At 33.7% G+C, this 26,316-nt stretch carries 21 protein-coding genes; 6 read left to right on the forward strand and 15 right to left on the reverse strand.

Annotated features, from left to right (window positions below; all coding sequences use genetic code 11):
• Positions 1 to 24 precede the first annotated feature (24 nt).
• On the reverse strand, positions 25 to 1,047 hold the full coding sequence (locus tag ABD859_RS06405) for a hypothetical protein (RefSeq protein ID WP_345141804.1): 1,023 nt from the start codon (positions 1,045 to 1,047) through the stop codon (positions 25 to 27).
• Positions 1,048 to 1,384: 337 nt separating this feature from the next.
• Between ABD859_RS06405 and ABD859_RS06410 the strand changes: the two genes are divergently transcribed.
• The 3 genes from ABD859_RS06410 (at position 1,385) to ABD859_RS06420 (ending at position 3,650) form a co-directional block, all read left to right on the forward strand.
• Positions 1,385 to 1,939: a DUF5683 domain-containing protein gene (locus ABD859_RS06410; RefSeq protein WP_345141807.1), complete on the forward strand. Its 555-nt coding sequence runs from the start codon at positions 1,385 to 1,387 to the stop codon at positions 1,937 to 1,939.
• A gap of 223 nt (positions 1,940 to 2,162) precedes the next feature.
• Complete coding sequence (locus tag ABD859_RS06415; RefSeq protein WP_345141809.1) at positions 2,163 to 2,810, forward strand: hypothetical protein; 648 nt, start codon at positions 2,163 to 2,165, stop codon at positions 2,808 to 2,810.
• Between the two features lie 42 nt (positions 2,811 to 2,852).
• The gene (locus tag ABD859_RS06420; protein ID WP_345141811.1) at positions 2,853 to 3,650 is read left to right on the forward strand and encodes a hypothetical protein; all 798 of its coding nucleotides are present in this window, start codon (positions 2,853 to 2,855) and stop codon (positions 3,648 to 3,650) included.
• Between the two features lie 100 nt (positions 3,651 to 3,750).
• Here the strand turns inward: ABD859_RS06420 and ABD859_RS06425 are convergent, their stop codons facing one another.
• From ABD859_RS06425 to ABD859_RS06480, 12 genes are all read right to left on the reverse strand, one after another.
• The gene (locus ABD859_RS06425) at positions 3,751 to 6,867 is read right to left on the reverse strand and encodes an Ig-like domain-containing protein (RefSeq protein WP_345141814.1); all 3,117 of its coding nucleotides are present in this window, start codon (positions 6,865 to 6,867) and stop codon (positions 3,751 to 3,753) included.
• Between the two features lie 225 nt (positions 6,868 to 7,092).
• Positions 7,093 to 9,240, reverse strand: a complete 2,148-nt coding sequence (locus tag ABD859_RS06430; protein ID WP_345143874.1) for a glycoside hydrolase family 97 protein — start codon at positions 9,238 to 9,240, stop codon at positions 7,093 to 7,095.
• An 80-nt stretch (positions 9,241 to 9,320) separates the two neighbouring features.
• Complete coding sequence (locus ABD859_RS06435; RefSeq protein ID WP_345141817.1) at positions 9,321 to 10,700, reverse strand: alpha-amylase family glycosyl hydrolase; 1,380 nt, start codon at positions 10,698 to 10,700, stop codon at positions 9,321 to 9,323.
• A gap of 110 nt (positions 10,701 to 10,810) precedes the next feature.
• A complete protein-coding gene (locus ABD859_RS06440; RefSeq protein ID WP_345141820.1) occupies positions 10,811 to 11,890 on the reverse strand; it encodes a SusE domain-containing protein in 1,080 nt (359 codons plus the stop codon).
• Between the two features lie 14 nt (positions 11,891 to 11,904).
• Positions 11,905 to 13,413, reverse strand: a complete 1,509-nt coding sequence (locus tag ABD859_RS06445; protein ID WP_345141823.1) for a RagB/SusD family nutrient uptake outer membrane protein — start codon at positions 13,411 to 13,413, stop codon at positions 11,905 to 11,907.
• Between the two features lie 8 nt (positions 13,414 to 13,421).
• Complete coding sequence (locus ABD859_RS06450) at positions 13,422 to 16,634, reverse strand: TonB-dependent receptor (protein WP_345141825.1); 3,213 nt, start codon at positions 16,632 to 16,634, stop codon at positions 13,422 to 13,424.
• Between the two features lie 191 nt (positions 16,635 to 16,825).
• Positions 16,826 to 18,004: a FecR family protein gene (locus ABD859_RS06455; protein WP_345141828.1), complete on the reverse strand. Its 1,179-nt coding sequence runs from the start codon at positions 18,002 to 18,004 to the stop codon at positions 16,826 to 16,828.
• A 281-nt stretch (positions 18,005 to 18,285) separates the two neighbouring features.
• Positions 18,286 to 18,849 carry an RNA polymerase sigma factor gene (locus ABD859_RS06460; RefSeq protein WP_345141831.1) on the reverse strand — a complete coding sequence of 188 codons (564 nt, stop codon included), beginning with the start codon at positions 18,847 to 18,849 and terminating at the stop codon, positions 18,286 to 18,288.
• Between the two features lie 386 nt (positions 18,850 to 19,235).
• Positions 19,236 to 19,892: an aspartate kinase gene (locus ABD859_RS06465; RefSeq protein WP_345141834.1), complete on the reverse strand. Its 657-nt coding sequence runs from the start codon at positions 19,890 to 19,892 to the stop codon at positions 19,236 to 19,238.
• Positions 19,893 to 20,011: 119 nt separating this feature from the next.
• The gene (locus ABD859_RS06470; RefSeq protein ID WP_345141837.1) at positions 20,012 to 20,383 is read right to left on the reverse strand and encodes a YraN family protein; all 372 of its coding nucleotides are present in this window, start codon (positions 20,381 to 20,383) and stop codon (positions 20,012 to 20,014) included.
• 153 nt (positions 20,384 to 20,536) lie between these two features.
• Positions 20,537 to 21,436: a S66 peptidase family protein gene (locus tag ABD859_RS06475; protein ID WP_345141840.1), complete on the reverse strand. Its 900-nt coding sequence runs from the start codon at positions 21,434 to 21,436 to the stop codon at positions 20,537 to 20,539.
• 141 nt (positions 21,437 to 21,577) lie between these two features.
• On the reverse strand, positions 21,578 to 22,654 hold the full coding sequence (locus ABD859_RS06480) for a serine hydrolase domain-containing protein (protein ID WP_345141843.1): 1,077 nt from the start codon (positions 22,652 to 22,654) through the stop codon (positions 21,578 to 21,580).
• Between the two features lie 138 nt (positions 22,655 to 22,792).
• On the opposite strand from ABD859_RS06480, the gene ABD859_RS06485 reads away from it, so the two are divergent.
• The 3 genes from ABD859_RS06485 to ABD859_RS06495 all read left to right on the forward strand — a co-directional run bounded on the left by ABD859_RS06485 (position 22,793) and on the right by ABD859_RS06495 (position 24,984).
• A complete protein-coding gene (locus tag ABD859_RS06485; RefSeq protein ID WP_345143877.1) occupies positions 22,793 to 23,887 on the forward strand; it encodes an endonuclease/exonuclease/phosphatase family protein in 1,095 nt (364 codons plus the stop codon).
• Positions 23,888 to 23,993: 106 nt separating this feature from the next.
• Positions 23,994 to 24,533 (forward strand): 3-hydroxyanthranilate 3,4-dioxygenase, encoded by a 540-nt coding sequence (locus ABD859_RS06490; protein WP_345141846.1) that lies wholly within the window; start codon positions 23,994 to 23,996, stop codon positions 24,531 to 24,533.
• A 139-nt stretch (positions 24,534 to 24,672) separates the two neighbouring features.
• A complete protein-coding gene (locus tag ABD859_RS06495; RefSeq protein WP_345141849.1) occupies positions 24,673 to 24,984 on the forward strand; it encodes a hypothetical protein in 312 nt (103 codons plus the stop codon).
• On the opposite strand, the gene ABD859_RS24160 is transcribed toward ABD859_RS06495, so the two are convergent.
• On the reverse strand, positions 24,981 to 25,277 hold the full coding sequence (locus ABD859_RS24160) for a type II toxin-antitoxin system RelE/ParE family toxin (RefSeq protein ID WP_425554232.1): 297 nt from the start codon (positions 25,275 to 25,277) through the stop codon (positions 24,981 to 24,983). The two genes, ABD859_RS06495 and ABD859_RS24160, sit on opposite strands and share 4 nt — an antisense overlap.
• A gap of 58 nt (positions 25,278 to 25,335) precedes the next feature.
• Positions 25,336 to 26,295 (reverse strand): MBL fold metallo-hydrolase, encoded by a 960-nt coding sequence (locus tag ABD859_RS06500; protein ID WP_345141851.1) that lies wholly within the window; start codon positions 26,293 to 26,295, stop codon positions 25,336 to 25,338.
• Positions 26,296 to 26,316 lie beyond the last annotated feature (21 nt).

Below are 26,316 nucleotides of genomic sequence, written 5' to 3' on the forward strand. Positions count from 1 at the left end.
TTTACTTAAGAATTGTAAATTCAATTATTTATAAATTAGATTTTCTAAAAATTCAACTGACGATTTTTCAATTTTAGTATTATAAATAAGCTTTTTGTCTTCAGTGTAAATGTTATTGGCTCTCCAGCTAAAAACAAATTCTACTTTATCATCCTGATGATCTAAAATATTATCAACCATTTGTATTTCAATATATCCATCAGTTCCGCCTACAGCTGGAAGTGATCGAACCCAAGAAGGTCGCTGTAATATAATTTTTTCTTTTGTAACTAATTCATTTAATTCATTTTTTAAAACATCAAAATTGGCAATGGTATCGATTTTTGTTTGGGTTCCTTTATTTGAAATAATTTCTTTGGTTCGAATTCCTTTGTTATCAATCGTTAACTTAATTTCCACTCTTGTCTTATTTTCAAATTCAGATAACTGACTAATGAATATTTTTTTAAAAGCTTTAGGATTTGTATTTACAAGTAATTTTGGTTTTTTCGTTATTGTTGCTTTATTGATTTTTGCAATAGAATCTTCTTCTCTTTCATATTTTTGTCTTGCCAAATACTTTCTGGGATTAGACCATTTCAAAAGAGCATTTTTTAAATCAGATGATGTTTCAGAACTCCAATTAGTTGAAACATGGCGAAGTATATCAAAGCAGTAATATTTTTTTCCGTTGAGAATAAATAAAAAATAGGATTTGTATTTTTTCTTTTCATTTTCAAACCAAGTTTCAAACTCTGCATTTTTAGTATCAAATAAAATAATATCTTGATTCTTTATTCCTTTTTTTATTCTGGTTACCAAATCCAGCTTTGATGCAACATCGACCGCATTGTTAAAAATCTTTTCTTCTTTGATAAATTCCAGAGTTCGGTAACGGTAGAATTTTGCTGTTCCAGTAATACTGTCATTTTTTAGATTATATTCAATTTTTACAAATTGTCCGTTATAATCATCCATTTCATAAAAATAATTTAGGGCAAATTTGTTTTGGGCGTAAGAAGAATATCCGAATAAAATCAGGAATGTTAAAATCAAGTTTTTAATCATTAATTTAAAAATTGTTGGTTATCAAAAAAACAAATATAATTATTTTGTTTATTTTGGTAGGTTTTTTTTTACTTTTAAAGATAAAGTTTAATAAAAATGATTAATTATGGTTTATTATAGACTTTCGAAATTGTGAAGTCAATAAAAAGTACTTTTGAGTTGTTTCAGTAGTAGAAAATTTTATTTATAATAATAATCGTTAATAAAAATTTGTGAAAATTCGAGGAATTAGTAACTAAAAGTTTTTAAAAAATTAAGTTTTATTTACCTTTTATTTAGGAAAAACCTTAGAACTAAAAAGTTTTCTTTGAAATCAAATTTTCAAAGCCAGCTTTATATGCAGAATCAATTCATTCTTCTATTTCTATTTTTTGGTTTAACTTCAATTTTCGCTCAGGAAAAAACCAAAATCCTTTCAAAAGACACACTTTCATTAGAAGCAATAGATCCGCTTCGACCGGCAAAAGCATCATTTTATTCAGCAATTCTGCCAGGATTAGGACAGGCTTACAATAAAAAATATTGGAAAGTTCCTTTAGTTTATGGTGCAATAGGTACAAGTGCTTATTTGTTTGTTGACAATCAAAAAAAGTATAATTTGTACCGAAACGAATATAAAAACAGACTTGGAGGAAACATAAGTGAAAATCCAAGTATAGCTAAATTAGATGAAAGCAGATTAATTGCGGCTCAAAAAGTGTTTCAAAGAAACAGAGATTTATCTGCTTTATTTATGGTTGGTTTTTATATTTTAAACATTATTGATGCTAATATCGATGCGGCTCTATCGCAGTTTAATGTCGACGAAAAGCTTGCATTTAAACCGGTTATAATAAAAAATGAAATATCATCATCAAATGATTTTGGTTTTGCTTTGAATTATTCTTTTTAATATAGAATCTTCTTAAATATATTTCGGTCTTAATAAAGATTGTCTTTTAATGTTGTTTTAAAAACGGTTAGGGGTAAAAAAGTATTCAAACTAAAGGGATATTTACAAAATATTTTCAATGCGTTACGAAAATGTCTGATTGATTGTAAACGAATAGTTTATAAATGGTTGGATGGATATCTATAAATTGAAAATTTTTTATTTCAACTAAAACAACAATCTCATGGTTATTTACGGTTATAAAACGATTAAAACAAAGTCTAAAGACGGATTAGAAATTGAATGCGAATCTTGTGGAAAAACAGGTTCGACTGCGATACAGTTTTTTCAAGAGTATTTGCACGTTTTTTGGATACCATTTTTACCTTGGTCGCGATTTGCCACTACATCATGTAAAAACTGCGGCTATACGACAGACAGTGAATCCATGTCTCCTAAATATGAAGCTTTATATAAAAAGCAAAAACCAATGCCGCCAATTTGGCTGTTTACAGGTCTTGTTGTTATTTTATTATCATATGGCTTTACATATTGGCAGAAGCAGCATAAAAAAGAAGTTGAACAGAATCGTATTGTAATGTGTAGTGAACAAGATGCTGCGCCTGGAAAAATATATCAGGTTGGTGTAGATGACACTAAGGGTGACATTGATTTCTTAAAAAAGAATCACACAAAGAGTAAACTCATACAAATTGTTACAGTAAGCAATGATTCAATAAAATATTACAAAGGATATCAGATAAGAGATGTTTCTGAAGATATTATGAATATTGTAGAAGACAACCATCTGGGTAATCAATTTGATACTTTTCATCCAGATACTATGTCGATTGCTGATTTTAAAAAGCTTGAAATAGTGAATTGCAGATAGTCGTGATTATTCTTTTAGCATAACTTCTAATAAAAAACAAAAATGAGTACTTCTATTAAAGCAAATAAAATATATAAAGCAGATTCATTATACAACACAATCGCAAAAGCAGCAATAGTTTTACTTTTTATAGTAGGTGTGGCAGCTTTATGGTTAATACTAAAATTAGGCTTCAATAATCCTGAAACTTCACAGTTTAGATTACTTCCGCTTTTGTGTATTGGACTTGGCGCTTTTTTATTTTATCGGGGCAGACAACTTTCAGATCAGCCTTCTTTTAAATTAACGGATGATGCTATAATTATTATCGAAAATAAAACTCGCACAGAAAGAGCAATTCAGTTAAAAGATATAACAGAACAAAGAACTTTCTATCTTGGAAGAGGATATTATGTCGAGCATCTTGCTTTTCGTAAAAACGAAAATGAAGAGTGGTACATCATTGGTGCAGGTATTAAAGAAGCTAATGAATTAATTTACAGATTTAAAGATGCTTATCTGCTAAACCGTCTGCCAATATTGCAAAATATGTTAGAAAGCGGAAAGGAAGTAACATTTAATATGTCATCGGATAATGATATTTTGAAAAATAAAATTACGGCACTTAAGGCCACCGATATGCTAAAAGGATTTAAAGAAATTGTTACAGTCAATTCTGAAAAAATAAACTTTAAAGGAAAAGATTACTTTTTTTCAGATATTCAATCAGTAACATTTCCTTCTGACGGGGAGATTGCAGTTTACAGCAAAACCGGAGACACATTGTTTACCGTTTACTATTTATTAATATCCAATCCTGAGTTATTTGTTGAATTGTTAAAAAGCCGTTTGAATAATTAATTTTGGACAATAAGATTTATTCAAAATCGAAAGCTTAATCTAAATAAAAAAGGCGTATGAAATTTTTCATACGCCTTTTATTTTCGAATTTTAAACCAGATTATCTAACAATTAGTTTTTTAGTCGTTTTTAAATCTTTAGAAACAATATTTACAATATAAATTCCTGAAGCTAAATGATGATCGATTTTTCCTGAAGTTGAAAGATTTTCTGTTAAAACCGTTCTTCCGTTCATGTCTGAAACAGAAATTACAGCTGAATCTCCGTTTTCTAATTCTGGCAAAATCACATTAAATTCATTATTTATTGAAGGATTTGGATAAATGCTAATTGTTTTTTCTGTTGCAGAAGATTCATCAATATTTAATGCCATTTTAGAAGTTCCAACAGTTGTTGGTTCTAACTGCCATTGTGCGCTGTACCAGCCGTCTTGCGAATTTCCGTATTGGGCAGAGCCTGTTTGGTTTTCTACATGAATAATATTTCCTGTCTGCCATCTGTTTCTAAGTCTTGTCCACGTTCCGTCGATATAATCGCTGGACCATTGCGCACTCCAGAAAGTAGTATCTGTAATATTACATTGAACGGTTCCTGTTTGATTTTCGATATTTATTAATTCGCCTGTTGCTGCATTTTTCAATACAAAATAAGTGGCGTCAATTGCAATTTTCTGCCATTTGTAACTGTTCCCGGAAACTGTTGTTCCGTATCCCACATTAGTTCCAGCATCATATAGATAAGCTCCGGTCCATCTGTTTTTTATAGTAATATACGAACCTCCGGTTTGTGTTGTAGAAACGGTTACGACACAAGTACTTGTTTTGTTTCCGTCAACAGTCGAAACGGTAATTGTTGCTGTTCCATTCGCGACAGCGGTAATTAACCCTGAAGTATTTACAGTGGCAACAGCAGTATTATTTGAACTGTATGTTACCGATTTATTAGTAGCGTTTGAAGGAAGAATTGTTGGAGTAAGCTGTTGAGTCCCGCCAACATTCAATGGTGCTGTAGATGGACTTAAACTCACACTTGTAACCGCAATACCAGTTCCTGGGTTAGAATCGTACCAAGTGCCATTCATGTACCAGCCTGTTTTATTTCGGCTTAAATCAGCCGTTTGGCTCGTTCCGTCGTTGAAGATTAAATTGGTTGAGGTTACATTTGTAAATGTATAGCTGTACCAGCCATTTCCAGAATTGGTCATGTTTACGCCCGGCCAAGATGCATCTGCCAAAACTCCGGTTGGTAAAGCACTCCAATAATAGATTTTGATTCCCGTTCCCCAATTCGATGGTTTATAGAAATTAACCGTAAAACTAGTGTTTGGATTAACATTTATTGCTGCCGAGGAGGTTTTGTTTCCGTCTTGTGTTGTCGCCGTAATAGTTGCACTTCCAGCAGCAACAGCGGTTACCAATCCAGCGGAATTTACAGTTGCAATTGCAGTATTGCTAGATGTCCAAGTTACGTTTTTGTTTGTTGCATTTGTTGGTGAAATTGTTGCTGTGAGCTGTTGCGTATTTCCTGCGTACAAACTTGCAGAAGTTGGTGAAACGGCTACAGAAGATACCGGAATCGTTGAAACAGTAATAGCAGAAGTTGCAGTTTTGTTTCCGTCAACTGTTTTTATAGTTATGGTTGCCGTTCCTGCAGCAACTGCACTAACTAATCCCGATGCATTTACAGTTGCAACAGATGTGTTGCTAGAAGTCCATGTAACGTTTTGGTTGGTTGCATTTGCCGGAGCAATTGTTGCGTTTAATTGTTGTGTTGTTCCTAAACCAACTGTTGCAGTTGTTGGACTCACAGAAACTCCTGTAACGGCAATAACTGGTGCATTAGTATTAGTTAAAACCAAATATTCGTAAGCAGCAAAATTTCGTGTTGAACCCGCAGTTAAAGTCACCGAAGCATTATTGTTATACGGATTTACATAAGTTCCTGCCAAAGCTGCCGGAATTACATATGACTTAGAAGCATTTCTTAAATTCGACATTACGATTACTTTTTCTGAACCTAATGTTTTGGTAAAAATACTGATATCGTCGTTTGCATAAGTTGTTAAATCACCACGACGTATAGCTGCGCTTTGTGTTCTGAAATTTAGAATTTTAGCGAAATCGGCGGCAGCGTTTGGGTTTTGCGACCAATTGAATTTGAAGTTTTGCCAAGGCCAGTCGGTTTTGGGTTCGTAATCAATTTCCTGTCCGCTCATCAGGAAAGGAACACCTTTCATATAAGCAGAAACGAGAAAGTTGGCAACAATTCCGTTATGGTTTTTAAAAGCTACGAATGGTCTTCTTACTCCGTCATCATTCGTATAAGTATCGTGGTTTCCAGTGTATCGAACGATTTGCTGATTTCCTGTCGCTTTAGCATATTCATAAGTAGATTGATCCTGAAGTCTTTGAGAAACAGGGCCTCCATTAGCAATATCGTATAAACCGCTGTGAAACCATCTGTCACCATAATTCATGTCAAAACCAACCTGAAAGTTTTCTTGTCTGTCTCCTTCGGCTAACATCAATAAATTATGAGATGATATACTTCTAAGGTTTGAATTGACTTCTGACCAAAAATCAAGAGGTGGATTATTAGCATAATCACAGCGATAACCATCAATATTGGCAGCAAAAATCCAGTAACGCATGGCATCTTTTATAGCTGCTCTTGTAGCTGAATTGTTAAGATCTAATGCCGCAATATCTGAGAAGTTTCCTAATTGTTGAATCGTTGTTCCGGTTCGTTTGTAATATTCAGGATGAGAAACAGTCCAGCCATGATCCCAAGAAGTTCCGTTGATGGCAATGTCCAGAATAACTGCCATTCCGCGATTGTGAGCGCCGTCAACTAAAGTTCTTAAATCGGAAAGGGAACCATATTCAGATCCAACAGCTTTAAAATCTTTAATGCAATAAGGCGAAGGGGAACTTCGAGAATCTGTTCCATGAGGAAAAATCGGCATTAAGTAAATAACATTGGTGCCGAGTGCTTTTATATTGTCTAATCGGGCGGTTACTCCGGCTAAATTTCCGTTGGCACTAAACGGACGAATATGCACCTGATACATATTGATATCTCGCGTATCAGGCACGCCTGCAAAGGGTGTTCCGTACTGAGCGGGATCTTGTGCGTAAATTGAACCTGCAAATAATAATAGAAAACAAAATAGTGTTTTCGTAAAATGAAATAACTTAGGGGTAATGTTGATTTTCATAATAATAGTTTTTGCATGCTTGTCGGCATTTCTAACTAAAATTCATTCTCACTCGCATTGTATTTAAATTCGACAAACATTTTGTGGTTAATAGTTTTCAATAGTAAGTTTTAATTTTGCTTATAAATGAGCATAGTTTTTCCGCCACGAATTCACGAATTAAGTATTTATGTAAAAATCTTAATTTGAAAATTCGTGATTTCGTGGCTAAAAAAACTTGTTAATCTATAATTTTTTCAATCCTTTTAAATCTGAAGCAGTTCCTTCTTTGATGCTGATGGCAGCACCGCCACCCGGAGCTAAATATTGCTTCAGTTTGCTTTTTGAGTTTACAACAACTTTAGTAACAGTATATTTCTGCGGATTTTGCTTCCAGTCTGCTTCTTTAGCATCGGCGTAAATAGTGGCAATAAAGCTTTTTCCTGCAGGTAAATAATCAAATGAAATGTTGGCAGTTCTTGCATTTTCATCTGTAATTCCGCCAATAAACCATTCGTTTTTACCTTTTGCTTTTCTTGCAATCGTGATATAATCTCCAGGTTCTGCTTCCAGAATATAACTGTTATCCCAATCTACAGCCACATCTTTAATGAACTGAAATGCATCTGGAAAACGCTCATAATTTCCAGGAATATCTGCAGCCATTTGCAACGGACTGTACATGGTAACATAATAAGCCAATTGTTTTACTAAAGTCGTATTTACTCGTTGTGAACTTCCTGTTCCGTAATACGAAAGATCGGTTTGGAAAATTCCCGGTGTATAATCCATTGGACCTCCCATTAAACGGGTAAATGGCAAAATTGTAGTATGATCCGGAGCTAATCCTCCCATAGATTCGAACTCAGTACCGCGCGCTGATTCCTGAGCAATCCAGTTTGGAAAAGTTCTGTGTAATCCCGTTGGACGAACGGCTTCGTGACTGTTAACCATAATTTTATAATCGGCAGCACGTTTCGCAACGTTAATGTAATGGTTGACCATCCATTGTCCGTCGTGGTGTTCGCCTCGCGGAATAATCTGTCCTACATAACCTGTTTTTACGGCATCATAACCGTTATCATTCATAAATTGAAAAGCACGATCCAAACGACGTTCGTAATTCGTAGCCGATCCAGAAGTTTCGTGGTGCATAATAATTTTGACACCTTTTGAATCGGCATAAGCATGAACTGCTTTTACATCAAAATCTGGGTAAGCCGTTACATAATCAAAAACATCTTCTTTCCAATTGCCAATCCAGTCTTCCCAGCCAATGTTCCAGCCTTCGATCAAAATCGCATCAAAACCATTTTTTGAAGCAAAATCAATGTATTCTTTAGCACGTTCTGTTGTAGCGCCGTGTTTTCCGTTTGGAGTTAATTTGGTGAAATCATCCGTCATTTTAACGTTGTTTTCTTTTCCAAAAGCCCACGTACTTCTTCCGGCTACGAAATATTCCCACCAAATTCCGATGTATTTTACAGGTTTAATCCAGGAAACATCTTTGTATGAAGTTGGGTCATTCAAATTGAGAATAAGTTTAGAAGCCAAAATATCTGTGGCTTTATCGCTTACTACAATAGTTCTCCAAGGAGTTTGCGCATCAGTCTGCATATAACCTTTATTTCCAACAGCATCTGGTGCCAAATGACTTACCATTTTATTGGTTTTAGCATCAACTTCAAGATACATTGCCGGATAATTAATTAATCCTGCTTCGTGAATATTGATGTACAATCCATCATCAGATTTCATCATCGAAGGCGTTTGTACAGAAAGTTCTTTTATTGGCTGCTGTGCATTTATTTCGATAGTTGCTTTTTTCATTAACGAAGGAATCTCTGAAATCTTCGATGTTGTATACGCATATTCGTTGGTATCATAATCTCCTGGAATCCAGAAAATTTTATGATTTCCAGCCAATTGAAATTCAGTGCGTTCTTCTTTAATTACAAAATAATTCAGGTCATTTTGTTTTGGAAATTCATATCTAAATCCCAATCCGTCGTTGAATAAACGAAAACGAAGACGGATAAATCTATTGTTGTTTTTCGCTTGTGCTAAAGTGACAACCAATTCGTTATAATGATTGCGAATTGTTTTTTCTTCCCCTAAAACAGGATTCCAATTTTCATCAACAGAAGTTTGTGCCGTATTTGTAATGGTAAAACCATCCATAAACGAAGCATTATTTTTTAGTTCTAAACCTAATGTACTTGGTTTAATAACGGGTTTCTGTTTATATGAAAGCTGATAAGACGGAATACCGCCTTCTTTTAATTCAAATTTTAAAGAAAGATTTTTGTCTGGCGAAGTTATTTCTTGTGCCTGAAGCCAAAATGTGCTTAGGAATACAAAAAATAATAGCGCCGTTTTTTTGCTCAAACGCATTTGAAGCAATGATTTGTGGGATTGAAAATTCATGTTTATTTAGTTTTGTGCAAATTTAGGTTTTAAAGTTGCTTTAGGTATTAATTTTTCAACACTAAATATTGAAAAGGCTGTAAGGTTACATCTGCACCAACTGTTACAGAAGCTCCGGTAAAGGCATCTTTCCATGTTCCTTTTAATGTCGTTGGAATAAGCTGTTTTACAGTTGAATCAGTTAAATTAGAAAGTACAAATACTTTTTCAGAATCTTTAACCATCGTAAAAGCACTAACGGCATCACTGCTGTATCCTGTAAATTCTCCTTTTTTAAGAGCGTTACTGGTATTTCTAAACGCAATGATTTTTTTGTATTCAGCTAACATGTCGTTATCTGCGGTTGACCAATCGATTGGAGTTTTAGCAAAATAATTTAATCTTTTGTTGTAGCCAATTTCCTGACCGTTGTAAATCATTGGAATTGATTTTAAATACGCAGCCACAACAAAAGTGGCAACAGAACCTTTTTTACCTCCAAAAAGTTCCAAAGGCGTTCCGTCAGATAGGTTTACGTCGTGGTTGGTCGTATATCTTACAACTCTGTTTTCAGAACTATAAGTATTTGCATATTCAGTAGAATTTGAAGATTGCAAAGTAGTAACAGATTGATTTTCTTTAAAAACTTTTTCTAAAGTACTAAAGAAATTAAATCCAAAAGTATAATCAAAACCGGAAACAAAATGGCTTACTTTAGAACCTTCTGCAAGCATTAATATTTTTTGTGTTTTTTTAATGCTTCTTAATTTTGTAATGGCTTCTGTCCAAAATCCCGGTGCAACAAAATCTGCATAATCACATCTAAACCCATCAATGTTGGCATTATAAACCCAGTATGACATGGCATCGATCATGGCAGCTTTCATTTCAGTATTATCAAAATTTAGCTGTGCAACATCATTATAATTCGTACCAGGCGGAATTGTAATGTTTCCGTCTGCATCTTTTAAATACCAGTCGGGATGTTGTGTAATCCATGTATTATCCCATGCTGTATGATTGGCAACCCAATCCAGTACTACAGCCATGTTTTTTTTATGCGCTTCTTCTACTAAAGTCTGAAGATCTTGTAACGTTCCAAAATCAGGATTTACTGCTTTATAATCCTGAACGGCATAAGGAGAACCTAATTCACCAGTGGCTTTTAATTTTCCAACAGGATAAATAGGCATTAAGTAAACAACATTGGCACCTAATTCCTGAATCTGTGTTAATCTTTCCTGAACTCCTTTTAAGGTTCCTGCCTGACTAAAAGCGCGAATATTAACCTGATAGATAATGGCGTCTTCTTTATTTGGCATTTTTTCAAATGGAGCTCCATATTGTGTGTATGGAGATGGCGGTGTTGGATCGCTGTCTGATGAACTGCACGAAACAAACGCTAATGCCAGCAAAAGGGTATAAATTATGTTTGTATTGAATTTCATATTTTTCAGTTTTTTGAATAAGTCCAGTATTTTTTTAGTTTAAGATAGCCTGCCTTTCGCTCAAAAAAGGCAGGTATCACTCAAACTAATCTAGCTTATTACATGTTAGATTATTTTTTAACAATGGTACAAGTTGCTGTTGCAGGGTATCCATTGCTTACAGGATCAACTTCATCAATCTTGAAAGTTACTTCGTAAACTCCCGCTTCCGGGATGTCATAAGCACCTCCATTATCTAGATTAATGGTATTTGTAGAAGGGTCTGCCGGCCCGTAATTGATAGTCCAGCTATTGTTTAGTCTAAACTTTAACGCTCCTGTTACTAAATTGGTCGTAATTTTCCATGTTTTAGTTTGATGATCGTAGCTCATAGGCGTGCTGTTATCCCAGCCTCCGGCTTGAGAAGTTCCAACAATTCCCCATGAATACGGTGTTGGGCTCCATTTTAAAGTATTTAAATTTACTTTTATTTGATAAGAACCTGCTCCCGGAAGTGTAAAATCAGTGTCGCTCATGTTTCTTAAATCAGCATTTGTGTCACCTGCTCCAAAGAATTGCGCCCAGTTTCTTCCTTTGTTTAATTTAAATCCAGGACCAGCACCTTCAGGTAAAGTCATATAACCTTGGTAGACTCCCAATTGAATCTCGTTTAATGTTGCAGCAGTTTCTACAGCCCATCCCTGATAACTTCCCGGCATATAGATTTCGCCCATAACAACAGTTTTAAGGTAAGGCGTAACTGTTATTGTAATAGGATCTGAATAAATTCGGTGGTCCATAGTCGATTCGATACGAATTACTAATTCTCCTGCCGTGTCAGGTTTTAGTCCTAAATCTGTTGCAATTTTATTTAATTCAGCACCTGTAAATGATTTGCTTAAAACATCTTGTCCTGCATCAATTCGTTTGGCTTTCTGCCAGGCTTCACTTCCTTTAATGTCTGTAGTTAAATCAAATTGTATTGCATAACTCACAGGAGCACTAATAGGATATGTTACTTTTGGCCATGAAATTAGTAAGGCCGGCTGGTCTGAAACATCTTCTTTAAGCACAATTGTACTTGATGAAGCTTCTATTGCAGAAGGAAAAGTGACCGTTGCTAAGGTTGTTAATTGTCCTTCTGTTTCGCAGGAAGCAGCTAAAAAAAGCAAACTGCCTAATACGAATAATTTATTAATATATTTTTTCATAATAGTTTTTGTTTTTAATAACCTGGGTTTTGTTTAAGTCCACGATTTGCATCTAAAGCCGATGTTGGAATTGGGAACAATTTTCTGAAAGCTGGTGATGCTGGTCTGAATTCGTTTGCCAATAAAAATTTGTCAAAACGAATCATATCCTGTCTTCTGTGGCCTTCCCAGCTTAATTCAAATCCTCTTTCATTATAAATGTCTTCAAGAGTAGGGTTGTGGTCTAAAGCATCTAAGCCTGCGCGCTGTCTGATTTGATCTATAAAAGGTTTCGCAGCGGCAGGATTTCCTAAACGTGCGTTACATTCTGCCATCATTAAAATGACATCAGCATATCTGTAAATAGGGAAGTCGTTTGAAGCTCCTCCGCCGCTTTTTACACCTGCCGGATAAAACTTCACATTGCGAACTCCGGCCTGCGGTGCTGCTCCCGGATTATCTAACGAAGCAACTTCGAGTGTATAATTAAATCCTCCCGGTTGTTCTCCAAATAAAAATTGTTTTCTTCGAATATCATTTGTGGCATATTTCAGAAAGAAATCTTTTGGAACTATAGTTCCATTCCAGCCGCTTAATCCAAACATATTTGTACCCTGCGGACCGTATACACTGCGAACGGCATAAACATTACGAGAAACAACATCAAGAGTAGCGAAAATTGGTAAAATGGTTTCATCATCAGGAAGTACGTCTCCAAATAATTCATAATATTTATTTCCTAACGGACTTGCATCGTTTGCTTCGCCAGAATGCAGTGAAAAACCTCCTTCGCCTACTTTGTTACAAGCTGCTAAACATTCGTTCCATTTTGCCACTCCTGTATATACTTCGGCATTTAGATATACTTTTGCTAATAAAGTATAACCAGCCCATTTATTGAATCTTCCATAATAATTACCGCCTTTTGTTACTGAAAGTAATTCTACATTTTCGGTCAGTTCTTTTACAATGAAATCAAAAACTTCTTTACGGCTTGACTGTGGGATTTTGTCAACCGTAATATTGTTGTCTGTATAAAAAGGAACATCACCAAAATCATCAATCAATAAGTAATAAAAGAAAGCTCTCAGCACTTTTGCTTCGGCAATTTTTGAAGGTTCTGCACTTCCTTTTTCCAATAATTCAACTGCTAAATTGGCATTGAATATACCTTTATATAACCAGTTCCAGGTATTGTTGATGATAAATTCTGAAGGTAACCACTCGTGTTTGTGTAAACGGGCAAAATCCTGCTGCCAGTTACCATCGTTTCTATGCGGAATTACCTGTTCATCTGATGACATACAGTTCATGTCATACCAGCCGTTATCTGCTCCTGCATAACCTACGCCTGGGACACCTTTACGTTCAAAATCTCCCGGAATTTCTGCATAAACGCTGGCAAGAGCTATATTTGCTCCTTCCGGAGTTCCATAAAAGCTGTCCGGCTGATATTTGTCGTATATATTTTCGTTGATATCTGTACAGCTGAAAAGTGTCAGGAAACATGCGCTTCCTGCTATTACTATATTTTTAATTTTCATTTCTTCTACTATTTAAATTTTACAGTCAAACCAAATGCAATACTTCTGGTACGAGGATAAATTCCTTTATCGCCGCCAAAATTATCATTAGGGTCACCACTTCCGCTTATGTTTAATTCAGGATCAACACCTGTATAATCTGTAATTAACAGTAAATTATTTCCAGTAAGAGAAAGGCGTACAGAGTCTACATATTTATCTGTAAAGCGGAAAGTATATCCGGCAGTAAGATTTTCTAAACGAACAAATGAACCGTCTTCTAACCATGCATCAGATCCGTATGGAGAAGAAAAAATTCCTCTGTCAACAGCACTTTGAAGAACATTCGAACTACCAGTGTTTTCCAGCATGCTTAATCGTTGATTAAGGTTGTTGTAAATTTTATTTCCTCCCGAACCTCTTACTAACATAGAGGCATCGAAGTTTTTGTATCTGTAAGATGGGTTAAATGCAAAAGTGTACGTTGGCAGTGCAGAACCTGCATAATAACGATCTGCACTTGTAGCTCCCTGATCGATTTTACCGTCTCCATCGCGGTCTTTTACTGTTTCGACGCCATTATCATTTGTACCTGTACTTTCTAAAATATAAAACGAGCCAATTGGTTTTCCTTGTACTAATAATGAGTTTGGTGCTCCCCAGTTTACAAAATTTGTATTTAAAGGAATACCGTTAATGCTTCCGCTTAAATTAAGAACTTCGTTTTTCATAAAAGAGACATTTCCTGCTATTGTCAGCGTGCTGTTTTCAGTTCTAATAACATCATAAGCAAGTGCAACTTCTAAACCTTTGTTAGAAATGCTTCCTACGTTGGCTTTAATTTTATTATACGGATATGGAGGCTGAGGTACAGTATAATCAAATAAAAGATTATCTGTTCTGGAATCGTAAACATCGATGCTTCCTCTTAATCTGTTGTCTAAAAGTGCAAAATCAAGTCCAAGATTGGTTTGTTTTTTGGTTTCCCATTTCAAATCAGCATTTGCATTTTGAGAAATACCAAAATTAGTAATGATAGATCCTCCAAAATAAATATTTCCTGCGCTGTCAACTAATGGCAGTGAAGTCTGCGGGTAAAGTCCCTGCTGGTTTCCTGTTTCACCATAACCCGCACGCAGTTTTAATTCGCTGAACAGAGTTTGATTCATCATAAACGGCTCTTTGTTTATCTGCCACGCAACAGATGCTGAAGGGAAATTCCCCCATTTGTTGTTGGTGCCAAATACAGATGAACCGTCACGTCTGATACTCGCCGTTAACAAATAACGGTCTAATAAAGAGTAGTTTAATCTTCCCAAATAAGAAACCAATGATCTGTCATTTTTATAAGATCTAATATCTCCCGTTCTTACTTTTGATAAATCACCAAACTGAAGCGCATTATAAGTAGCTTCATCACTTATAAAACCTCTTGCCTGAGTATAATTACCTTGATAAGTCTGACTTTGCCATTCGTATAAAGCCAAGGCATTAAAACTGTGGATTCCGAAAGTTTTTTTATAAGTAAGACTTAAATTGGTTAATTTTTCGTTTTGTTTTTTATTGTCGATATTGGCAAAACCATGCTGTTCAACGGCATTAAAATCTGTAGATTCTGCCGGCATATAATAGCCTGCCGTATAGTTTGTTTTTCTCCAGCTTCCAAACCAGTTTGCGCTAAAACCTTTACCTAAGTCTAAATCAGCTTTTAAACTTCCAAATAAATTATCTTCTTGTCTTTCATTTGTAACTTCTTGCGCAGCTGCATAAGGGTTTAGATAATGAAATACCGCAGGATCTGTAAAATAAGTTCCATCAGGATTATAAACAGGATCTGTAGGTCTTGCTAATAATGCATTTGTGATTAGGTTGGACTGATAAGCAATTGTACCAATACTTCCAATACTGCTTGTAATATTATTTACTCCTGAATTTAAATTAAAAGTCAATTTTAATTTATCGTTTAAGGCCAATTGTGTCGCCTGAATACGTCCAATATATTTTTGATTGTTTGAATTAATTACAACACCATTTTGCATAATAGCCGTTATAGAAGCTCTGTAATTAAATTTATCTGTTCCGCCGCCAAATGATAACGTATGAGTCTGAGTAATTCCGGTTTCAGTTAAAAGACCATACCAGTTTGTATTTGAACCATGATTTGCAGAAGCCGGAACGCCATATTTTTGACCCGTTTCCCACCATTGGTCTGCGCTTAACATATCCAGTTTTTTTGGAATAAAATCAACAGAAGTTGATCCTGTATATTCTATCGTAGTTTTTCCTGCTTTGTTTTTCTTAGTGGTTACAATGATTACACCAGGCGCACCTCTTGAACCATAAACCGCAGTTGCAGAAGCATCTTTTAAAACATCGATACTTTCAATTTCACTTGGTGGAACCTGATTTAATAAATCCATGTTTCCCTGAATTCCGTCTACAACTACCAAAGGATCATTTCCTCCAATTAAAGAGCCAATTCCTCTAATACGAACACTTGGTCCTGAACCCGGCTCGCTCCCTATCTGCGTTATATTTACACCAGCTGCTTTTCCGGCAATTAATTGTAACGGATTTACAATCGCACCCTGATTCATATCTTTTGCTGCAATAGAAGAAACGGCTCCGGTTACATCTTTTTTGGCTGTAGTTCCATAACCAACAACTACAATTTCTTGTAAGTCAGTTGCATCTGGAAAAAGCTGAATATTGATTACAGTTTGATTTGCCGTTACTTTTTTCTCTTTATATCCCACAAAAGAAACGATAATTACTGACTGGCTGCTTTCTACAGTAAGTTTGTATTTACCGTCAAAATCAGTAACCATTCCGTTTTTTGTTCCTTCCTCAATAACAGAAGCACCGGGAAGCGGCAGACCGTTTTCATCAGTAATGACACCAGAAACGGTTTGTTTTTGAAATTCGATTACTTGCGTTTTCAGCTCTGGTTTTTTAAGGATGATTTGTGTATCACGAATTTTAAATTCGGTTGGAGTTCCTTTAAAAATTTTGTCTAAAACAACATATATAGACTGATCTTTTACAGAAATTGAAACGGTACGATCTAAGTCAATATCGTTCAATTTGTAAATAAATCTAAAGTCGGTTTTTTGCTCAATGGTCTCAATAACCTTTTCGATTGTTGAATTGTTTAGTTCAAGAGTAACTTTTGTTTTTTGGGCATAAGTATTCCCTCTAATATTAAACATGGCGACCAAAAGAAGTAGAGTAGTTAGTTTCAATTTTAGGTCATTTTGGAACAATGAGTATAGAAACCCATTATTCTTAGATTTTTTTTTCATAATTTTGTTAATTGATTGTAGTTAATTCGTTATATTCAATCACTTAGTTAATCGGAAATTGTTCGCAGCTCTTTCCGATTTTTTTATTCCCGTAATGTTATTTCATCATATTTTGTATTTGGTTTTAGTGGTTATTTAATTAGTATTTGATTGTTTTTTATCGTGTAATTAATGCCATGGATTTCGTTGAAATAACTCATCACATTTTCTATAGATTCTTCTTTAAAGCTGGCATTGAATTTTTCGTTAGCCAGTTTCTCATTTTTGTTTACAATTGTAACATTATAGCGTCTTTCGAGCTTGGTAATAATGTTTTTAAAAGTCATATTTCTAAAAGTTAAACCTCCGTTAATCCAGGAAGTATAAATATCTGTAATAACCGCTTTCGTGGAGATTTTAGCGTTTTCTTTATTAAAAGTTCCTTTAAATCCGGGTTTTAGAATCGTGTTTTTGGCAGCATCAAACTCTTCTTTTGATTCATACATTCCAACTGATCCTTCAACCAAAACAACATCTGTAGAAGCATCTTCATGATAATTTGAAACGTTAAAATGTGTTCCTAAAACGCGCACATTCAGTTCGTCGGCATTTACTATAAAAGGATGTTTTTTGTCTTTGGCAACATCAAAAAAAGCTTCACCATCCAGAAATACCTGTCTGTTTTCTCCGGCAATAAATTTTACAGGATATTTTAAAGTAGTTCCTGAATTTAAGTGTACAAAAGTTCCATCAGATAACTGCAGACGGAATTTTTTTCCATACGGAATTTTGATTGTGTTGTAAACCAGTTTCTCAGGATCTGAACTGTTTTCATACACCAGTTTATCTCCGTTTTGATTTCCAATAATATTTCCTTTTTCGTCTTTTACCTGAGCAGAATTTTGTTCAGATAAAATCTGTGTTTCACCATTTTCTAACTGCAGTACAATATCAGTGCTTTTAAAATCAAATTCTTTTACCGCAGTTTTAGTAGAAAGACTTTGTTTATAGAAAAAGCCAATTCCAAGTAAAACCACGATCGAAGCAGCAATCGAAATATATTTTCTAAAGTTTGATTTTCTTTGAGGCATTTCAATTACCGTATTTTCTTCTTTAGAAGCAGAAAGAATATTTTTAAAAATATCATCGGCGGTTTTTTTATCCATTTTTGGCATTTCGCCAAGAAGGTTTTGAATATCTTCTACAGTTGGAAAATCAACTGTAAGCTGATTTTTTTTGTAATAAGCCACAACCTCGTTCACTTCATCGGGCGTGCATTGGTTTAAAACAAACTTTTGTAAAAGACTTTTTATTTCAGAATTTGAATTCATTACGAATTGTTTTTGGTGGGGTTTTATATAATACAGTTGAAAAGGATTTAAGTACTACTTAAACGTTGTAAATTTTTAAATTTTAACATTTGATATTTATAAAAAGCAATGTAATGTATTGTTTTTTAAGGGTTTTTATTCTGAAAAATATTTTTGTGAATTACTAAAAATCTTCATCAAATTTGTAGATTATGACAAACGGATTCAATAGAATTAAAATTTAAAGCAAAAAAAAATCACTCGGAAAAGAGTGATTTTAATTGGTTAACATGTGGTTTTGGTTAGATAATTTCATCATGAACTTGAAAAAAGACCCGCATCGATTCTAATGCTTTGCTCATTTGGTTCCTGACAGTATTTATAGAAATGCCGAGTTCCTGACTTATTTCTTCGTAACTCATGCCTTTCTTTCGTGACATTTTAAAAATTTGTTTCCGCTTTGGCGGTAACTGTTTCATTGCTTGTTTTCGGAGTTTTTTGCAGTCTTCTTCGCGAATTGTGTAATCTCCATATTCATGCGATTTCTGACTTTCATAAAAAACAGCTTCCTTTAATACTAAATCATTGGCTGCTTTATTCAATAAATTAAAAGCCTGATTTCTGGCAATGGTAAAAATATATGATTTAAAAGATTGTTCCGGATTTAAGTTTTCGCGGTGCTGCCACACTTTCATAAAAACATCCTGAACGTTCTCTTCTGCTGCCTCTTTCGATTTTAATAAACTTAGACTGTAGCCATAAATATCCTGATAATACAAATCAAACAAGAAACGAAATGCTTTTTCGCTGCCATTTTTGAGTTCGCTTACCACTAATCTGTCGCTATAGTCCTTGCCTTCTAACATGAAATTAATTAGTTCTTATTTTAATCTAATTATATTACGATACTATCAAAAATCGATACTTTAACGCCTTGAGAGGTTAACAAATATATAAAAATATTATTCTCATAAAAAAGTGGTAAAAAAACATAATTTGTGTTTTTTTTAAGGCAATATCGCGAAAATCTCAGCAAACACTAAGGAAAAGCAATTTGTGAAGTTGATAGTTTTTTAGCTTTAATTTTAAAAATTAACTATTTTGAGCTTTTGTTTTTGAGAATATTCTTATTTTCAAAATATAGAATTAGGAAAATGTAATAGCAATTAATAACAAAAAATCCTTTTATCTGGTGACAAAAGGATTTTCGAAATTGAAATATTAATAAGATCTAAAATTAGATATATTTTAATTAGTTTTTTAGGTCTTTGATAACTTTAAAAGCCACATCAACCTGATCTTCTCCAACTAAAATAGTAAATTCATTTGAAGTAGAAATTACCTCGTTTATAATAATTCCTTCCCAAGCTAAACGTTGGAAAATGAAATAGTAAATACCAGGAACAACAATATTTTCTTTTGGTAATTTTACAGTAATCGAAGCCAGATTATCTAGTTTTTGAATCAGTTTTTCTCTCATAAAGTGTTTTTCTACCAAATGATTTACACTGCTGCTTACTACAATATTGGTTTCATTTACACCACGAGATGAGGTATAGAAAATATCTGATAAAGTATTAATATCTGAAATTAAATCAGCTTGTTTGTTTAAAACAGTTTCCGAAGCTGCAAAGGTGTAATCCGTAAGTTCAGATCTTACTGTAATCTCACCAATGTTTTTAATTACTTTATTGATTTTGTGGTTTAATTTAAAATCTAATTCTTCAGTAAGTCTTTTTAAAGACATTACAACTGCACCTTGTTTTACCTCTTTACCAAACTCGTTTTCAAGCTCTGTCATAATGTTCCGAGAAAGCGACGTTAGGTTGATGATGCCCAGCGATAAAGCGTTTAAGAGAAATGGTTTCGTTTTGATGTAATTTTCGACGATTGAAGAAACGGTTTTCATAGTTTTTTTTCTTTTTTTTTGTAACTTAATTGGGTTGGTTTAGTTAATTTGATGTTATAAAACTTTGCAAAGATAAATAAAAAAACAATTTGTTACAATTATAACAATAAAAAATTATGTTAAAAATGATAAAAAGCATCGGTAAGATGTTCAATTGCAAATGTTTCCTCGTTTTTGTGGATGGCAACGATGTCAAAACGAACATTTAAATCATCTTCAAAATCCTTTTCCCTATAGTTTATGTAGGCATTTACTGCTTTAATAAGCAGATTTATTTTTTTTGGTTTCACAAAATCCTGCGGAGAACCAAAATCTAAACTCGATCTTGTTTTAACTTCTACCACGGCAAGGATATTGTCTTTTTTAGCAATAATGTCAATTTCGGCTTTTTGAAATACCCAGTTGCGATCCAGAATTTCATAACCGTTTTGTTGAAGATATTCTACAGCTAATTCTTCGCCTTTTTTTCCTAACTCATTATGTTCTGCCATTTTTTTTAGTTTACAGTCTCAGTTTCAATTTACAGCGTTAGTTGATTTTATATTGTATGCAAAGACGCGAAGTCACAAAGTATAAATTAAAACTTTGCGTCTTCGCGTCTTGTGGTATTTTGGACTTCCTTTTAAAAGAAAAGGATAAGTGTTTTATTTTTGAAAAGTAACAGTGCTTCCGGAAGCATTTACATCAATAGAAATCGTGCTTCCCATAATCAAAGCTCTGTTGTCCTGAATATGTCCGGCTGGGAAATTATAAATAACCGGAATATTGTATTTTTTAGTTACATCATCAATGATTTCTAATGCGTTTTTACCCCAAGGTACTTCATTATCTTTCATTTTGGTCATACCGCCTACCATGATTCCTTTTAGGCTTTCTATACAGCCGTTTCGGCGTAAATTCATCATCATACGATCGATATGATACAAGTATTCATCAAGATCTTCTATAAACAAAATTTTGTCTTTACAGTCAATTGCTGAAGGTGATCCTAATAAACTATATAATATAGATAAATTTCCGCCCACGATTTCTCCAGTTCCCTTTCCAAAACGGTTCATGGCATGAGGAGGAATTGAATACGAAAGCGGCTCGCCAAATAAACTTGATTTCATGGAGCTGATAGCGGCAGGAGTTGCACGCGGAATTGTAACCGGCATAACACCATGAATAGATTTATAGCCCATTGTATTTAAATGGTTATGCAAAACGGTAACATCGCTAAAACCAATAACCCATTTTGGGTGTTGTTTAAATTTTGTAAAATCAAGTAAATCTAACATTCGAACGGTTCCATAACCGCCTCTCACGCACCAGATTGCTTTTATATTGGGATTGTCTAACTGTTTTTGAAAATCGGCAGCACGCTGTTCATCTGTTCCTGCTAATTGATGGTAATCTAAACCAATAGAACTTCCTACTACGGCTTCTAAACCCCAGCTTTTAAGTAAATCTATAGTTGGTTTTAAATTATCGTCGATGTTTTTTCTGGCTGTTGCTACAAGGGCTACAGTATCTCCTTTTTGTAAATAAGGCGGTGTTATCATGATTTGTTGAGATTGACAGGTGAATGATTGAAAAGCAAAAATAAGAAATGCCAGTTTACAAATAGTAAAGTGTTTCTTTATGTCTTGTAATGGTTTTAGTTTCATGGTTTCTTTTGCTTAATTGTATTTTTTAGTTAATATTTAGCCTTTATACTGCTTTTTCATTTCATCTAAGATAAGCATTAATCCTTTATCTGCTTCCTCAGATTGTACATTGGCAAAGATGATAAAAGCTTTGTTTATGGCTTTGCAAATATATACTTTGGTTAAAAATGTTCCGGGATTTCCGTTATGAAAAGAATATTTCAAACCTGATTTAGGATCAATTTTAGAATACCATCCATAAGAAAACTCAGGTAAACCATTGTACATCAAATCAAATTCTGAAGCACTAAAAATCTTCGATTTTCCTAATAAACCTTGTAACTGCATTTGTGTAAATTTACAATAATCAGGCAGACTAACATTGATATTTCCTGCAGATGAAAGCCAGTTCAGCTTATAATTTAAGGCTGGTTTTTCTGGTTTTAAATTTTCATCATGTCCCCACGGCTGATTTTCGTTGATGATATTTGGCTGCCCAAAACCAAAATCAATATTTAAATTCTGCCCTAATTCTTTTACCAGCGTTTCATAACTTTTGCCGGTTGCTTTTTCAAGCATAAGTCCCGCAGCGACATAACTTGGGTTTGACCAGTACACATCTTGTTTTTCAGAAATGGCTTTATTTTGTTTAAAAAACCACGCCATAAATTCATAACGCTGCTGCTGATCATTTCCTTTAATCTCTTTTTGAGTCGGCGTTTCATTTCCATAAGACCATGTTGGAATATGCGCTCTAAAGATTATAAAATCTCTTAAAGTTAAATTATAATTTTTAGGATCGCTTTTCGCTTTCAACTCCGGATACAAGTCAAAAAATTTTGTGTCCCAGTTTATTTTTCCTTCTTTAACTAAAACTGCAGCGATATAACTTGTTATAGTTTTAGTAATTGAACCCAAACGAAATTTATCTGATAAATCAGCTCTTAAATCAGAACCAATTCTTTTATTTCCTAATGCATTTATTTCTAAAACAGAATCAGAAGAAACTACTGCATAAGCCACTTCCGGAATATTGTATTTTATTCTGATACTGTCAACAAATCTGCTGTTTTTTTGTGAGTAAATAATATTGAAGAATAAAGTGAAGACAACGTATAAAAGAATTTTTTTCATTTTTATGATGTGGCAGATTGAGTCAGCAAGTTACATGACAATTTGAAAATAAAAAAGAAAACAGATAATAAATATTTTAGAAAATTCTTACAAATAGATAAGTTTTTATAAATTGGCTTTTTAAATTTTATGAATGTTATGCGCCTTATTTTTAGTTTTTATCTTCTCGTTTTTTGTGTTTTTAATTCAAACGCACAATCAAAAAAATATGTTGTACATACCGTTGCTTTTTACAACTTCGAAAATTTGTTTGATATTTATGATGATGCTAGTAAAAATGATGACGAGTGGACACCAAGTGGTACACAACGATGGACAAAAGAAAAATTCGAACAAAAACTTAAAAATCTTTCGCGTGTAATTTCAGAAATTGGAACACCGGAAAATTCAAATGCGCCAACTTTAATTGGCTGCTCTGAAGTTGAAAATAGAGGAGTGCTCGAAGATCTAATTAAACAAGAAAAAATCGCAGGTTATGATTATGGAATCATTCATTTTGATTCGCCCGATCAACGTGGAATTGATGTTGCGCTTTTGTATCAAAAGAAATATTTCAGACCCACATCATATTCGAACATTCCTCTATTAATCTATAAAAACAAAACCGTTCCTGAGGAAAATAGAAATGAAGATTTAGGGGATGTTGAAATTAAGGCAGAAAATAAAAACAGAGTTTTTACGAGAGATCAGCTTTTGGTAACTGGTTTTCTTGAAAATGAAGAAATTCATATTATTGTTAATCATTGGCCTTCGAGATCTGGCGGAGAAAAAGCCAGCAGTCCGTTTCGTGAAGCTGCCGGAAGATTAAACCGAAAAATAATCGACTCGCTCCAGCAAATTAATCCACAGGCTAAAGTGTTAACAATGGGAGATTTAAATGACGGACCTTTTAATAAAAGTGTAAAAACAGCTTTAGGTGCAAAGTCTAAAAAGACAGAAGTTCCAGATTTTGGAGTTTATAATCCGTTTGAAGAAATGGCTCAAAAAGGATTAGGGACATTAGCTTTTAGGGATTCCTGGGATATATTTGATCAAATTATAATGACGAAATCGTTTATTGATCCTGATTTTTCAAGTTTTAAATTTTGGAAAGCCGGAATTTTTAATCCGCCTTATCTAATTCAGACTTCTGGAAGATACAAGGGGTATCCGTTACGAAATACAATTGCAGAAGCTGGATTCAGTGATCATTTTGCAGTTTATGTTTATCTAATAAAAGAATTTTCGAGGTAGAGAAGAAAGTGCGTCTGCGCTTCTATAATCAAAACCAATAAGATGCACTGCAGCGCATCTCTACAAATTCACTACCTTAGCTTTTCATAAATTTAGATTCTAAAAAATGGCTATAGCAAAACCTTTCAATCTTACTAAATGGATTGAAGACAACCGACAATTACTAAAACCACCAGTTGGAAATAAAAACTTATATGTAGACTCAGGCGATTATATTGTAATGATTGTTGCCGGTCCAAACGCACGAAAAGATTATCATTATAACGAAACCGAAGAACTTTTTTATCAATTAGAAGGAAGTATAAAAGTGGTAATTCAGGAAGATGGCGATCGTAAGGAAATGGAATTAAATGCAGGTGATATGTATCTGCATCCTGCTAAAGTTCCTCATTCGCCAGTTCGTTCAGAAGGTTCTATAGGATTGGTAATTGAGCGTAAACGTGCCGGACTTGGTTATACAGACGGGTTGCTTTGGCATTGTGACAACTGTAATCACAAGTTATACGAAGTGTATTTTGAACTTCATAATATCGAAAAAGACTTTCTGCCGCATTTCGAACATTTTTATAATTCAGAAGAATTAAGAACCTGCGATAAATGCGGAACTGTAATGGAAACTGATCCAAGATTTACAGCTAAGAAATAATTTATTAGTATTAAAATATCAAACCCGACAGTTTTTAAAAAACTCGTCGGGTTTTTTCGATGAATTTTCATTCAAATATTGCTTTTTTCTTTAATTACGCCTATATTTGTATCAATTTTGATATAAAAAAGTATTAAATATGATAGCTGAAATTATCACATATAAGAATATTGTAAATAATCTGGAGACATTAATGAATGATTCTCCATATAAAAAAAACTATATTATTGAGAAGGTTGGTATTCCAAGCCCGACATTTTATCGCAAGTTAAAAACACAGACTTTTACACCAGACGAGATGTTATCAATAGCGAAAATTATTTCTCCAGAGGAAAATTTTATGCTTGAGTTAAAAGCGGATATTGAACAGGGCAAACGTGATTTTGAAAATGGAGATTACATCACTCATGAAGAAATGCTTGCAGAATTAAAAAGTAAAAAAATCATCTAAGATTGTAGATTAATAAAACTCATCGGTTTTTGACGATTATTTGAAAAAGCAATTAAGATTAAATTATTTTCTTTTATCTCATAATATAGTTTAACCTGTTTTGAAACAACTATTTCTCGACATGATAGTTCTACATTATATTTACCCAATTGTGGATTTTTTTCTAATAGAACAATAATATGTAATACGTCATTAATAAATTTTTTAGATATTAATAAAGTCCAGTATTGTTCAAGATAATTTTTAATATTATAAAACGTATGGTTAGCTTTTTTTGTCCAAACAATTCTCATCAGAAAAATTCAAATTATTTACAAATTTATAAAAATAAACTTACAAACAATCGAATTTTTACAACTCAAATTTTTTCCCTTGTTCAGGATAAATAATATTTAAGCCTAGATCATTTTGGGTTTTTAACTGCTCTTTAATTTTGATAATATTCTTTGCAGGCGGTTTTAAATGCGTAATAATAACTTTAAAATTGTTTAAAGTACCTTTTCCCGCTAAATCTTCCAGAACATGAAGTTCTTTCATTAAATAATTTGGCGTTAAATGACCAAATAAAAACTGATCCGGCTGTTCATTAGGAAATGAGACTTCAATAAAAATGCCTTTTAATTGTTTGTTTTTTACCAAAGGAGCAACAGCAGTCCATAGAGCATTTAATTTATCGCTTTTTTCTACAGCATCAGGACCAGTATCTCCTAAATATAAAGCATAAGTATCGCCGTTTTTAACTAAAAAAGCAGTGCTTTCAAACGGATTAACATGACTTAGAGGAAAAGCTTTCACCGTCATTGAAGTATGAGAAAGCGGTATTTCTTCACCTAAATTTAAAGTTTGAAAATGATATTTTTTTAACGGAAATCCAGGACCCTTATCTCCAAAATTTGCCCAGGTTTGGTCGTTAAAATAATGGTTTTCCATCATTTCCATGCATTTTTGAGTTGCATAAACCGTTTTTGAAGAATCGGCAGGAGAATTAATAATTAAGCCCGAAACGTGATCTAAATGCGCGTGAGAAATCAAATAACCTTTTATGTATTTGCGAAGAACTTCGCTTGTAGAAACTTTAAAAACTTTGTTTTGAATTGCTTTTTCGATTCCAGCATTTACAGTTCCGGCATCTAAACAAATAAAATCTTTTGTATCAGTTGGAGCAAGTAAATAAGCCGAAAGATTCTTTTCGTCGATACCGCCTTTTATACCCAGAGGGACAACCTGAAAGGAAGATTTTTGTTCTTTTTGCGAAAATGCATTTAATGAAATTAAAATAAAACAAAGTAAAAAACGGCCGAAATGACTCATAATATCAATTTTTAGAAATGC

It is taken from the genome of Flavobacterium ginsengiterrae (assembly GCF_039539785.1).
Classification (GTDB): Bacteria; Bacteroidota; Bacteroidia; order Flavobacteriales; family Flavobacteriaceae; genus Flavobacterium; species Flavobacterium ginsengiterrae.